Raw genomic sequence first — 12,945 nt, 5'->3', positions numbered from 1 at the left:
GCCACATCATTCATCAATCACAAATCACCAATCATCAATCATCAGTCCCGAAACCGGCTGACCACCAGCGCGATGTTCTGCCCGCCGAAGCCGAAGCTGTTGCTCAGCACGTGGTCCACGCGCTTCTCGCGGGCCACGTTCGGGATGTAATCCAGGTCGCACTCGGGGTCCGGCGTCTCCAGGTTGATCGTCGGCGGCAGCACGCCCTTCCGCAGCGCCATGACCGAGATCACCAGTTCCACCACCCCCGCCGCGGCGATCAGGTGGCCCAACATGCTCTTGCTGCTCGACACCGGCAACTGGTACGCGTACTCGCCGAACACGGCCTTGATCGCCGCTGTCTCCGCCGAGTCGTTCGCCTGCGTGCTCGTGCCGTGGGCGTTGATGTAGCCGATGTCCGTCGGCTTCAGCTTCGCGTCGGTCAGGGCGTCGGCCATCGCGCGGATGGCGCCCTTCCCCTGCGGGTGCGGGTCGGTCATGCGGTAGGCGTCGGCGGTGGTGCCGTAGCCGGTCACCTCGGCGTAGATCGTGGCGCCGCGCTTCCTGGCGTGCTCCAACTCCTCCAGCACGACGATGCCGCCGCCCTCGCCGATGACGAAGCCGTCGCGGGTCAGGTCGAACGGCCGGCTCGCGGTCCGCGGCGACTCGTTCCGCTGCGACAGCGCCGTGAGGCGGTTGAACCCGGTGATGCCGAGCGGGTGGAGCATCGAGTGCGAGCCGCCGGCGGCGATCACGTCGGCGTCGCCGGCGCGGATGAGTTCCGCGGCTTCGCCGATGGCCTGCGAGCTGGCGGCGCACGCCGTCTGGCAGGCGAAGTTGGGGCCGTCCAGCGCGAACAGGTGCGCCAGGTGGCCGCAGGTGGTGTGCATCTCCACCTCGGCCTCGCGGTCGCGGCTGAGCACCTGCAGGATTTCCCGCTGGAACGTCGCCGGGTCGGCCTTGCCGCTCGGACCCGTGGCCAGCGCGATGCTGTTGATGAGCGCGGGAAAGTCCTCCGCACCTTCTCCCGAGCCGAGGTAGACGCCGATGCGGCTGCGGTCGCCGGTGCCTTCGTCGAGGAGGCCGGCGTCGGCGAGGGCGTCTTTCGTGGCGCCGATTGCGAACTGCGTGTTGACGCCGCAGTGGGCGTAGCGGCCGCGGTCGTCGACGTACTTGTCGAGCTCGAAGCCCTTCACCTCGGACGCGAACGTGGTCGGCATGGTGCGGGCGTCGAACCGGGTGAGCGGACCCACGGCCGTGCGCCCCTCCAGCTGGGAGGCGAACAGCTCGGCGACGGTGTGCCCCAGCGGGGTGATCACGCCCATCCCGGTGATGACGACCCGACGACGCATCATGCCCCCCCGTCCCAACGCTTCACCACCACCACGGCGCACTGGCCCAGGTCGGTGGCGCTCACCTTCACCGCGTAGGGTTTCGTCACCGGCCGCGGCGACCCCGTGTGCACCGTAATGGGGCAGCCCGGGTACGGGGCGGCGTGGTTCAGCGTGCCCGGCAGCCTGCCGTGCTTCAGCGCCAGCAGGCTGCACGCCAGCTCGGCCGCGCCGGACGCGGCGCCCATGTTGCCGAAGCGGCTCAGCGGGGCGAACACCGGCACGTCCTTGCCGAACACCGCGCCGATGCCGTTAGCCTCGAACCGGTCCAGCGCCGGCACGCCGACGCCGTGCGCGTTCACGTGGTCCACGTCGGCCGGTTGGATGCCGGCCTCGGCCAGCGCGGTTCGGATCACCCGCGCCAACCCCGGCCCCGCCAGCGGCCGGTCGACGCCCGCCGCGAACCCGACCACTTCCGCGAGGATGTTCGCGCCGCGCGTCTTCGCGTGCTCCAACTCCTCCAGCGGGAAGGCGGCGCCGCCCTCGCCGAGCACCGAGCCGCTGGCCGCCTCGTCGAACGGCCGCACGGCCGCGCCGCCGAGCTCGTTGCGGCGCGTCAGCGGGTAGAAGCTGTTGAACCGCGACATGCTCAGCGGGTTCACCTTCGCCTCGCTGCCGCCGACGAACATCACGTCGGCGGCGCCGCGGCGGAGGATGCGGAGCGCCTCGCCCAGCGCCATCACCCCGGCGGCGTCGTTCGGGATGATGGTGTTGCTCGGCCCCTGCATGTCGAACACGATCGTGACGTGGCACGCCGGCATGTTCGGCAGGTACCGCAGCATCCACATCGGCGGCACTTCGGGGAGCCCCTTCTCGCCCCACACCGCCATGTCCACCGCCTGCCGGGCGCCCACGGACGAGCGCTTGCTCGCCCCGGCCAGGTCGTCGATATCGGTGGCCCCCATAACCGACGCGAACGAGATGCCGATCCGCTCCGGCGCCACGGTCCCCTTGGCGAGCCCGGCGTCCTGCATGGCGAACTGCGACACCACCAGCCCCATCTGCACCGGCCGCGACATCGCGTTCAGCGTCTTGCGGTAGGCCTTCTCGACAACGGCCTTGGCGTTGAAGTCGGGCACCTCGCCGCCGAGCTGGCAGGGGAGGGGGGTGGGGTCGAAGGCGCGAATCCGACCGACGCCGGGCGTGCCGGCCTCGAGCGCGGCCCAGAATGCGGCGGGCGTGCTGCCGATCGCGGAAATCACCCCGAGCCCCGTTACGACGGCCCGGCGGCGGGGGGTCTCTACCATACGGGCGGCTCGGCACGGAGAGGGCAAAACATCGGCGGCCCTGGGTGCGGGTGTAGCATCAAGGTAGTGTATTCGGCCGGCGGACTTGCGCCGTTGGAGCCGCGACACCCCAGTCTGATAAGCCAGGAGGGTTGGGGGGTGCGGGAAACTCCGGTTGTCGGGGCCGCCGTTAAACGCGGAAAGCCCCACACGGGGCCTCCGGCTGCGTCGGCGGGTGTCGAACTCGGCCGTTAACCCGCTGTTGTGGCGGGGGTTACGGCCACGGCCTCGGCCGTCTTCAGGAGCGTCTGCAGCTCACCCGTGAACACAAACTTCGAGTCGGTAACGCCGGGCGGCAGCTGGTCGGGGCCGACGTGGGCGAACAGGATGTCGGCCTCGGCCACCAGGACGTCGCCGCTCTTGACCGTGCCGCTGACCCGCCCGCCAGTCGCCCCCAGGTCCACGAGGGTGGCGGTGTAGGTGAGCTGCTCGCCGGGATACGCCTCGCGGGCGAACTTGGCGCTCATTTTGGCCAGGACGACGTTCTCCTTGAAGCCGTTGGCCTCGCCCACGAGGATACCGCCGGTCTGGGCGAGTCCTTCAAGGATGAGCGGCGCCGGCATGACGGGGAAGCCGGGGAAGTGGTCGGCGAAGTGGTCCTCGGCCAGGGACAGGCACTTCACCGCCGTCGCCGCCTTCCGCGACTCGAACGCCGTGAACCGGTCGATCCACGTCCAGCGCATCAGCCGCCCAGCTTCTTCTGGAGGTAGTTCACGATCAGGTCCACCGTGAACAGGTCTTCCATCTTGTCGAGCCGCGGGTCCTTGCGGAACTCCGTCAGGTCGGCGAACGGCATCTGCTTGGCCAGCTCGTCCAGCCCCTTGGCCGTCACCTTGCCGTCGGCCACGTAGTCGGCGTCGCCCTGGAAGATCGACTCGGGGAAGAGCTCCTCCCGCGGAATCTTCACGTTGAACTGCTTCTCCAGCCGGAACACGATGTCGAGGAAGTCGATCGACTCGGCGTTCAGGTCGGCGCGGAGCCGGCTCGTGAGCTTCACCTCGTCGTCGTCGACGTTGAGGGCGTCCACCAGGGTGGTGCGGACCTTCTCGAAGATCTCGTCCTTCGTCGGCATGACAGGAACCTCCGGTGGCCCGCAGGGCGGGGGGTGTCGGTGCGGGTCACGCGGTCACGGCACCCAGGCTGAGGCCGCCGTCCACGGTGAGCACCTGGCCGGTGACGTAGGCGGCCGCGGGGCCGGCCAGGAACGCCACCACCCCTGCGATGTCCTCGGGCTTGCCGAGTCGCCGCAGGGGGACCAGCTTCTTGGCGATGAAGTCCCCGCCCTTGGCGCGGACCGCCTCGCTCATGTCCGTCTCGATGAACCCGGGCGCGACCGCGTTGACGGTCACGCTCCGGCTCCCGAGTTCCACGGCCAGGGCGCGGGTGAAGCTGTTCACCGCGCCCTTGCTGGCCGCGTAGTTCGTCTGGCCGGCGTTCACGTGGCTGGCCGCGACGCTCGACACGTTGATGATCCGCCCGCTCCGCTGCTTCAGGGCCATCTGGTCGGCGACGGCCCGGCAGAAGTAGAACGTGCCGTTCAGGTTCGTGTCGATCACCGCCAGCCAGTTCTCGGGCTCCATCCGCACGAACAGCCCGTCGCGGATGACGCCGGCGTTATTCACCAGGATATCGACCCGGCCCCAGTCCGCCAGCACCTGGTCCACGACCCGGCGGGCGGCGGTCGGCTCGGCCACGTCGGCCTGGATGGCCTTCGCGGTCCCACCGGCGGCGGTGATCTCCTTCACCAACTCTTCGGCAGCGGCCTGGCTGCCGCGGTAGACGAAGGCGACTTTCGCGCCCTCGGCGGCGAGTTTCTGCACCACCGCCCGGCCGATCCCGCGGCTCCCGCCCGTCACCAGCGCGACTTTGTCGGTCAGGGTCATCGGAGAGCCCCAGTCAGGAGAGCCCAGCGCGTCTTCCAGTGGTCTTGCAGCTTGGCGTCGGCGGCTTCCCCGGCCGGGCCGCGGTTGGCGAGGGCGTAGCCGTGCAGCACGAACTGCGCGGCCACGGTCTGCAGGCCGGCGTCGTTGGTGCCTTTGCCCTTGAACGTCGCCGTATCCCCTTCGTGCTTCACGAGTTCCACCGACACGCTCATGGTGCGGCCGGGGAGCATGAAGGTGCCGTACTTGACGCTCTTCACGTCGCGGAGCACGACGACGGGGTGGCGGTAGTCGGTGGTGGCGCGCCAGAGCCACGAGGCGGCTTCGACCACGGCCTGGAGCATGAGCACGCCGGGCATGACCGGGCACTTGGGGAAGTGGTCGGCCAGGTATTCTTCGCCGAGGGCGAGGCGCTTGGTGGCGGTGAGCGCCTTGCCCGGCTCGCAGCTGTCGATCCGGTCGATCAGGTGGAACCGCATCGCTCTTTACGTTGTCCGGCGGCCCGGCGGTCGCCGGATGTCGTTTCGAGAGAGGGGAGTATAGGAAGGCCCGGGGAACGGGACAAGCCCGGGGTGTCGGCGCAACCCGGGCCGACGTTCTGGCCGAAATCATTGTTTCCGGCCGAGGGGGGTCGATTCCCGGAATCATGTCACCGACTCATAAAGATCAGCGTTGGAGCGATTCCGGCCGGTTGCGGGCCACGTTTGGTCGTGATAGCATCGGTGCGACTCCCACGGGACTCGCCCTCATGCCCAACGACCCGCCGGCCGCCCCGCCCGCCGCCGGCCTCACCGCGCGAACGCCCGACCCGGACGTTACCACCCGCCGCGGCGACTCGCTCCCGCCCGTCGTGCTCCCGCCGCCGACTGGAGGGCGGTACGTCCTCGGCGCCGAGATCGCCCGCGGCGGCATGGGCGCCGTCTACCGGGCCACCGACACGGCGCTGGGCCGCGAGGTGGCGGTGAAGCTGCTCCAGGAGCAGTTCGGCCCGGACAGCGGCACCGCCCGCCGGTTCGCCGACGAGGCCCACATCGCCGGCCAGCTCCAGCATCCGGGCATCCCGCCGGTCCATGACTTCGGTACCCTCCCCGACGGCCGGCCGTTCCTGGCGATGAAGCTCATCAAGGGCGACACCCTCGACGATCTGCTGCGCACCCGCCGCGACCCGGGCGACGACCGAGGGCGGTTCGTGGCGGTGTTCGAGGCGGTGTGCCAGGCGGTCGGGTACGCCCACGCCCACGACGTGATCCACCGCGACCTGAAGCCGGCGAACGTGATGGTCGGCGCGTTCGGCGAGGTCCAGGTGATGGACTGGGGGCTGGCGAAGGTGCTGCGCCCCGGTACCGCCGCCGACGGCACAGTCGCCGATGCCGCCGCCACCGCGCCGAACACCGAGGTGCGTTCCTTGCGCGACTCGGACATCGAGCGCACGCAAGCGGGGGCGGTGATGGGGACGCCGGCGTACATGCCGCCGGAGCAGGCGGCGGGTGCGGCGCACAAGGTGACGCCGCGGAGCGACGTGTTCGGCCTCGGCGCTGTGCTGGCGGTGATCCTGACGGGTCGGCCGCCGTTCGAGGCGGGGTCGGCCGAGACGACGCGGGTGAAGGCGGCGCAGGGGGACGTGGCCGACTGCCTGTCGCGGCTGGACGATTGCGGGGCGGAGCCGGAACTGGTGGCGCTGTGCAAGCGGTGCCTGAGCCCGAAGCCGGCCGATCGCCCCGCAACCGCCGGGGAGGTGGCCCGGGAGGTCGCGGACTTCCGGGCGGACGCCGAGGCGCGGGCGCGACAGGCGGAGCTCGACCGGGTGAAGGCCGAGGGGGAGCGGGCGACGGCCGAGGCGAAGGCGGCGGCGGAGGCGGTCACCCGCCGCGAGGCGGAGGCGCGGGCCGCGGAGCAGCGGAAGCGGCGGCGGGTGCAGCTCTGGCTGGCGGCGGCGGTGGTGCTGCTGGTGACCGGGGCCGGCGGCGTGGCGGTGTGGCGCGTGGACGAGGACGGGAGGAGGCGGACCGCCGCGGCGCGGTCCGCGGACGCGGTGAACGACCTGCTGGACCGGACGAAGGCGGCGCTGGAGGCGGGCGAGGCCGCCCGCGCCGCCCCGCTGCTCGCCCAGGCGGAGCGCCGCGCCGCCGACGACGCCGTGACCGACCACGCCGACCGGCTGGCGGCCTACGCCCGCGACCTGGCGATGCTCCGCGCCCTGGACGGGGTGAACGACTACCGCTGGACGCCGCACGACTCGAAGAACTTCCCGCCGCCGGAGCGGGTGGCGGAGCGGTGGGCGGAGACGTTCGCCGGGTACGGGATTGTCCCGGGCACGACCCCGCCGGCCGAGGCCGCCACACGCATCAACGACTCTCCCATCCGGACGGCGCTGGTGGCGGGCCTGGACGGGTGGCTGGCCTTGGCGCAGTCGGCGGCGGTCTGCGATCTGCTGGCCGCGGCCGACCCGCACCCGTTCCGGGACGAGGTGAGGCGGCTCCTGGCGGCCGGAGACGCGATCGCGCTGAAGGCTCTGGCCGGGCGGGGAGAGTGGGCGACGCAGCCGTCGGGGCTGGTGGTGGCGTACGGCGGCTCCCGGGCGGTGCCGGCCGCCGCCGGGCGGGAGCTCCTGCTTCGGTTGGCGGTCGCGCGGCGGACGGATTTCCCGCTGCTGATGCAGCTAGGGGCGAGGTACCCGATCGCCCGCACGGAAGGGTCTGGCGAGCGAGCCCAATATTTCCAGGCTGCGGCGGCGCTCCGCCCCGAGAATGCGGCCGTGCTCAACAACCTGGGGGTCGCCCTCCGCAACCGGAAGGACCTGGAGGGGGCGGCGGCGGCGTACCGGGAGGCCATCCGCCTCGACCCCAACTACGCCCTCCCGCACAACAACCTGGGGCTCGTGCTCGTCGACTGGAAGGACCTGGAGGGTGCGGCGGCGGCGTACCGGGAGGCCATCCGCCTCGACCCCAACTTCGCCGCACCACACCACAACCTGGGGCTCGTGCTCTACGACCGGAAGGACCTGGAGGGGGCGGCGGTGGCGTACCGGGAGGCCATCCGCCTCGACCCCAACGCCGCCGACCCGCACACCGGCCTGGGGAACGTGCTCCGCGGCCGGAAGGACCTGGAGGGTGCTGCGGCGGCGTACCGCGAGGCCATCCGCCTCGACCCCAAGGACGCCCTCCCGCACAACGGCCTGGGGAATGTGCTCGTCGACCGGAAGGACCTGGAGGGTGCGGCGGCGGCGTTCCGCGAGGCCATCCGCCTCGACCCCAACTTCGCCCTCCCGCACAACGGCCTGGGGAACGTGCTCGTCAACCGGAGGGACCTGGAGGGTGCGGCGGCGGCGTACCGGGAGGCCATCCGCCTCGACCCCAACTTCGCCACACCACACTACAACCTGGGGCTCGTGCTCCGCGGCCGGAAGGACCTGGAGGGTGCTGCGGCGGCGTTCCGCGAGGCCATCCGCCTCGACCCCAACGCCGCCGACCCGCACAACGGCCTGGGGAACGTGCTCCGCGGCCGGAAGGACCTGGAGGGTGCTGCGGCGGCGTACCGCGAGGCCATCCGCCTCGACCCCAAGGACGCCCTCCCGCACAACATCTTGGGGCTGATCTACGAAGAACAACTCCGGCTGGATCAGGCCGAGGCGGCGTACCGGGAGGCGGTGCGGCTGAACCCCCAGTTCGCCGTCGCCCGCGCCAACCTCGGCGTCGTGCTCCGCAAGCAGGCCCGTCACGCCGACGCCATCGCCGCCTACCGCGCCGCGCTCGCCATCCAGCCGTACATCGGATACGCCCATGAGGGGCTCGACTACTGCCAGCGCGTCCTCCGCGGGGAGGTGCCGACCGCCCCGCCGCCGCGGGCGGTGGGGCGGTAGAATACCCCGGCCCGTCCCCCGCCCGCGAGGACCGCTCATGTCCGCGGCCGCACCCGCCGAGCCGGCCTGGCAGACCGCCCTCGAAGCGTCCGTCGCCGCGCTCCGCCGCGTCGCCGGGTACGCGCTCGACCCGGCCCTCGATCAGCGCGTTCTCGAACTCGGCGAGCGGAAGGAGTTCCTCACCCCCGCCGAGCACCAGGAGCTCCTCGCCTGGGTCGCGTTCACCGAGCAGCGGGCGCTCGACAAGTTCACCGCCGAGCGCGCCCTCCGCCGCCTCCTCGCCCTCCGCCCCGACCTCGGCGGGGCGCCGTGAGCGTCGTGTCCGACGCCGTCCGGGCCGCCGTCGTCGCCCGCGCCGGCGACCGGTGTGAGTACTGCCGCCTCCCGACCCGCGGGCAGGTCGCCACGTTCCCGGTGGATCACGTCCGCCCGCGCACGGCCGGCGGCACCGACGACCCGAACAACCTGGCGCTGGCCTGCCCGCGCTGCAACGGGCACAAGTGGGCCGCGACCGACGCCACCGACCCGGACACGGGGGCGGTGGCCCCGCTCTTCAACCCGCGGGCCGACGTGTGGGCCGATCATTTCGCGTGGTCGGCCGCCGCGCCCGGTCAGCTCGTCGCCCGCACCCCAATCGGCCGGGCCACCGTCGCCCGCCTCCGGATGAACGACCCGACCGTCGTCGCCCTTCGGGTACTCCTCGCCGACATCGGGCTGTTCCCCGAGGTCACCGGCGGCGAAGACGTAGAAGCGCGGCGAGGTGCCGACCGCCCTGCCGCGGGCGGTGGCGCGGTAAGCACCAGCCCGTCAGGTCCGCCGTGAATCCCGCCGGCCATTCCCGCCCGCCCTGAACCGCCGCTCCTCGCCCCCCGTGGCCGCACCCGGCACAACCCGCACCACCCGCAGCGATTCCGCAATCGGACCACGTCGCACCACCCCGACATGGGGATTTTTGCTCCCAGCCGACACGACCTGAATCGGTGTCCTACACATCAGCAGCGCCGTCGGAAGTTCCGCCACTGGACTTGACGGAATCGGCGAATAAAGCGGAAGAACTGTTGCTCCCGGAACAGCCGGGTCGTTAGAAAAAACTCTCCCATCCGGGAAAGTCGTCCACGCCGCAGCCGGCCCCGAGCGCCGGCGCGAGAACTCGTCGCCCGCGCGGCCCGCCGCGCGGGGCCGGTCGTCCACGCCCGTCAACTGGGGCCCTCGATGCGGAACCGGACCGACTCGCCCCCGCGCGCCCGGCTGACACTCGAACACCTCGAAGCCCGCGACACCCCCGCCTTCGTCGTCCAGATCGACTACTCGCTCGACGCCCTCGGCTTCTTCGCCGACCCGACCCGCCGCGCCGTCCTCGAGCGCGCCGTCAACGACGTGGCCGCCAACCTCAGCGCCAACCTCCCCGCCCTCACCCCCGGCAACGGCAACACCTGGGACGCGACGTTCTTCAACCCCGCCACCGGCCGGGAGGTCCGCGTCTCCAACCGGACCATCCCGGCGAACACCATCGTCCTGTACGCCGGCGGCCGCGACCTGGTGGGCGCCGAGGCCGGCCTCGGCGGGTACGGCGGGTACGCCGCCGGCGGGTCGCAGGCGTGGTTCGACCTGATCCGCTCGCGCGGCCCCGGCTTCACCCTGTGGGGCGGCGCGCTGGCGTTTGACACCGCCGGCACCAACTGGTACTTCGGCACGAGCGCCGCCGGCATCGGCCGCAGCCAGGTGGACTTCTATTCAGTAGCGGCGCACGAGTTCGGCCACGCCCTCGGCCTCGGCACCGCCCCGACGTGGACGTCGCAGGTCCGCAACGGGGCGTTCGTCGGCCCGCAGGCGTCGGCGCTGTACGGCGGCCCGGTGCCGCTGGCCGGCACGTCCCACTGGGCCGACGGCATCAGCGTCGGCGGGCAGGTGGTGGCGCTGGACCCGACGGCCACGCTCGGCGGGCGGGTGACGTTCTCGGCGCTGGACTACGCCGCCCTGCGTGACGTCGGGTGGAACGCGTCCGCGGCCGCGCCGCCGCCGGCCGCGCCGTCGCCGCCGCCGTTCGTGCCGGTGCCGCTCAACAACCCCAGGACGGCCCCGGCCCCGGTGGTGCTGACCGGCCCGGCCGACGGCACCGGCCGCGCCTACACCCTGAGCGCCGACGGCTTCCTCCGCCCGGCCGGCGACGCCGTCCCGGCCTTCCCCGGGTACGCCGGCGTCACCCGCGGCGTGGCCGCCGACTTCACCGGCGACGGCGTCGAAGACCTGGCGTTCGGCACCGGCCCCGGGGCCGCCGCGGGCGTGCGGATCGTGAACGGCGCGACCGGCGCCGACGTGGCGTCGGGGGTGGTGCTGGACGGGTTCGGCGGGGGCGTGTTCCTGGCCGCGGCCGACGTGGACCGCGACGGCCGGGCCGAGCTCGCCGTGTCGGCGGACGCGGGCGGCGGCACCCGGGTGAGCGTGTACAAGGTGACCGGCGGCCGGCTCGTCCCGCTGGCCGACTTCCTGGCGTTCGGCGACCCCGGCTTCCGCGGCGGCAGCCGGGTGGCGATGGCCGACATGAACCGCGACGGGGCGGCCGAGCTGATCGTCGGCGCCGGCCTCGGCGGCGGCCCGCGGGTGGCGGTGTACGACGGCGCGGCGCTGGCCCGCGGCCAGGCGGCGCGGCTGGTCCCCGACTTCTTCGCGCTCGACCCGGCGCTCCGCAGCGGCGTGTACGTGGCGGCCGCGGACCTCGACGGCGACGGCCGCGGCGACGTGATCTACAGCACCGGCGTGACCGGCGGCCCGCGGGTGCGGGTCGTGAGCGGGGCGCTGCTGATCGCCAACCCGGGCGCCGACATGGCGGCGCTGCCGGCGCTGGCCGACTTCTTCACCTGGGACTCGCGCGACCGCAAGGGGCTGCGGGTGGCGGCCCGCGACCTCGACGGCGACGGCAAGGCCGAGCTGATCGCGGCGTCGGCCGACCCGGCGAACCCGTTCGTGCGGGTGATCCCGCTGGGGCAGCTCGGCAACCCGACGGGGCCGCTGCAGAACCCGCTCGGCACCGGCGTGACGCTCGACGGCGTCTACCCGGGCTGAGGCGGGGGCCGCGGGCCGAGCCCGGGACCCGCGTCACGCCAGCAGCTTCGTCACCACCTTGCCGCCCACGTCCGTCAGGCGGAAGTCGCGGCCCTGGAAGCGGTACGTCAGCCGCAGGTGGTCCAGCCCGAACAGGTGCAGCAGCGTCGCGTGCAGGTCGTTGATGTGAACCGGGTCTTTCGTCACGGTCCAGCCGATCTCGTCCGTCTCGCCGATCACCTGCCCGCCCTTGATGCCGCCGCCGGCGGCCCACACCGAGAACGCGAACGGGTGGTGGTCGCGGCCGGTCACGCCCGGCCGGCCGGCGCGGTTCTCGCCCAGCGGCGTCCGCCCGAACTCGCTCAGCCACAGCACCAGCGTCGTGTCCAGCAGGCCGCGCTGCTTCAAGTCCTTGATCAACGCCGCCACGGGCTGATCCGCCATGCCGCAGTTGAACGGCAGCTCCACTTCGAGGTTGGAGTGGTGGTCCCAGCTGGCGTGGAACAGCGACACGAACCGCACCCCGCGCTCGACCAGCCGGCGGGCCAGCAGGCAGTTCGCGGCGAACTGGCGGTACTGCCCGCGGCCGCCGCCGCGGTCGGCCTTCACGTCCGGCTCGCGGCGGTCGAGGCCGTAGGCGTCGAGCGTCCGCTGCGACTCCTTCGACAGGTCGATGAGCTCCGGCGCCGCGGCCTGCATGCGGAACGCGAGTTCGTAGGCGGCGGTGCGGGCGTTCACCTCCGGGTCGCCGACCGCCGCGGCGCGGGTGCCGTTCAGGTCGCGCACCGCCTCGATGGTGCGCTGCTGAATCTCGTCGGACACGCCGGGCGGGTTGCCGAGGTTCAGCACCGGGTCGCCGTGGTTGCGGAACAGCGTGCCGGCGTGCGTGCTCGGCAGGAAGCCGCTGCCCCAGTTGCTCGTGCCGCCGCTCGTGCCGCGGCCGGCGTTCAGCACCACGTACCCCGGCAGGTTGCGGCTCTCGCTGCCGAGGCCGTAGGTGAGCCACGCCCCCAGGCTCGGCCGGCCGAAGGACGTGCTGCCGGTGTTCATCAGCAGCTGGCCGGGGTGGTGGTTGAACGCCTCCGTGTGCATCGAGCGGATCAAGCAGATGTCGTCGGCGACGGAGCCGAGGTGCGGCAGCAGTTCGGACAGTTCCATGCCGCACTGCCCGTGGCGCGTCCACCGCCGCGGGCTCCCCATGACGGTGGCGGTGTCCTTCTGGAGGAACGCGAACCGCACGTTGCGGGTGAGCGACTCCGGCAGCTTCTGGCCGTGGAGCTGGTTGAGCCGCGGCTTGGGGTCGAACAGGTCGAGCTGGCTGGGGGCGCCTTCGAGGTAGATGCAAATGCAGTTCTTGGCCTTCGGCGCGAAGTGCGGGGCGAGCGGCGCGGCGGCGAGGCGGCCGTCGTCCGTCAGCAGCGACGCGAGAGCCAGCAGCCCGACGCCGTTGGCGCTGGTGGCGAGGAAGTCGCGGCGGGCCTGGAGCGCGGCGGGGTACATGGCGTTCC

11 protein-coding genes are annotated in these 12,945 nt (G+C 72.6%); 4 read left to right on the top strand and 7 right to left on the bottom strand.

Going from position 1 to position 12,945, the window contains the following annotated elements:
- Positions 1-41: 41 nt before the first annotated feature.
- From ETAA1_RS29970 to ETAA1_RS29945, 6 genes are all read right to left on the bottom strand, one after another.
- Entirely contained in the window at positions 42-1,331 is a 1,290-nt protein-coding gene (locus ETAA1_RS29970; protein ID WP_145244808.1) for a beta-ketoacyl-[acyl-carrier-protein] synthase family protein, read from the bottom strand.
- Entirely contained in the window at positions 1,331-2,617 is a 1,287-nt protein-coding gene (locus ETAA1_RS29965) for a beta-ketoacyl-[acyl-carrier-protein] synthase family protein (protein WP_145244279.1), read from the bottom strand. Before ETAA1_RS29965 ends, ETAA1_RS29970 begins: the two co-directional genes overlap by 1 nt.
- A 230-nt stretch (positions 2,618-2,847) precedes the next feature.
- A complete protein-coding gene (locus tag ETAA1_RS29960) occupies positions 2,848-3,339 on the bottom strand; it encodes a 3-hydroxyacyl-ACP dehydratase FabZ family protein (protein ID WP_145244278.1) in 492 nt (163 codons plus the stop codon).
- Positions 3,339-3,728, bottom strand: a complete 390-nt coding sequence (locus ETAA1_RS29955) for an acyl carrier protein (protein WP_145244277.1) — start codon at positions 3,726-3,728, stop codon at positions 3,339-3,341. The genes ETAA1_RS29960 and ETAA1_RS29955 overlap by 1 nt, the downstream gene beginning before the upstream one ends.
- A 46-nt stretch (positions 3,729-3,774) precedes the next feature.
- On the bottom strand, positions 3,775-4,539 hold the full coding sequence (locus ETAA1_RS29950; RefSeq protein ID WP_145244276.1) for a 3-oxoacyl-ACP reductase family protein: 765 nt from the start codon (positions 4,537-4,539) through the stop codon (positions 3,775-3,777).
- Positions 4,536-5,015, bottom strand: coding sequence for a 3-hydroxyacyl-ACP dehydratase FabZ family protein (locus ETAA1_RS29945; protein WP_145244275.1), 480 nt, complete (start codon positions 5,013-5,015; stop codon positions 4,536-4,538). The genes ETAA1_RS29950 and ETAA1_RS29945 overlap by 4 nt, the downstream gene beginning before the upstream one ends.
- Before the next feature lie 269 nt (positions 5,016-5,284).
- On the opposite strand from ETAA1_RS29945, the gene ETAA1_RS29940 reads away from it, so the two are divergent.
- The 4 genes from ETAA1_RS29940 (at position 5,285) to ETAA1_RS29925 (ending at position 11,458) form a co-directional block, all read left to right on the top strand.
- Positions 5,285-8,395, top strand: a complete 3,111-nt coding sequence (locus tag ETAA1_RS29940; protein WP_202920513.1) for a serine/threonine-protein kinase — start codon at positions 5,285-5,287, stop codon at positions 8,393-8,395.
- Between the two features lie 37 nt (positions 8,396-8,432).
- A complete protein-coding gene (locus ETAA1_RS29935) occupies positions 8,433-8,708 on the top strand; it encodes a hypothetical protein (protein ID WP_145244273.1) in 276 nt (91 codons plus the stop codon).
- On the top strand, positions 8,705-9,217 hold the full coding sequence (locus ETAA1_RS29930; RefSeq protein ID WP_145244272.1) for an HNH endonuclease: 513 nt from the start codon (positions 8,705-8,707) through the stop codon (positions 9,215-9,217). Before ETAA1_RS29935 ends, ETAA1_RS29930 begins: the two co-directional genes overlap by 4 nt.
- A gap of 390 nt (positions 9,218-9,607) precedes the next feature.
- Positions 9,608-11,458, top strand: coding sequence for an FG-GAP-like repeat-containing protein (locus tag ETAA1_RS29925; protein ID WP_145244271.1), 1,851 nt, complete (start codon positions 9,608-9,610; stop codon positions 11,456-11,458).
- Positions 11,459-11,491: 33 nt separating this feature from the next.
- Here ETAA1_RS29925 and ETAA1_RS29920 read toward each other — a convergent pair whose 3' ends face one another.
- A complete protein-coding gene (locus ETAA1_RS29920) occupies positions 11,492-12,937 on the bottom strand; it encodes a DUF1501 domain-containing protein (protein ID WP_145244270.1) in 1,446 nt (481 codons plus the stop codon).
- Between the last annotated feature and the right edge of the window lie 8 nt (positions 12,938-12,945).

Source organism: Urbifossiella limnaea (assembly GCF_007747215.1).
In the GTDB taxonomy this organism is placed as follows: domain Bacteria; phylum Planctomycetota; class Planctomycetia; order Gemmatales; family Gemmataceae; genus Urbifossiella; species Urbifossiella limnaea.
Note: the sequence above shows the minus strand (reverse complement) of the source record. Positions and strands in the feature narration are given on the sequence as shown.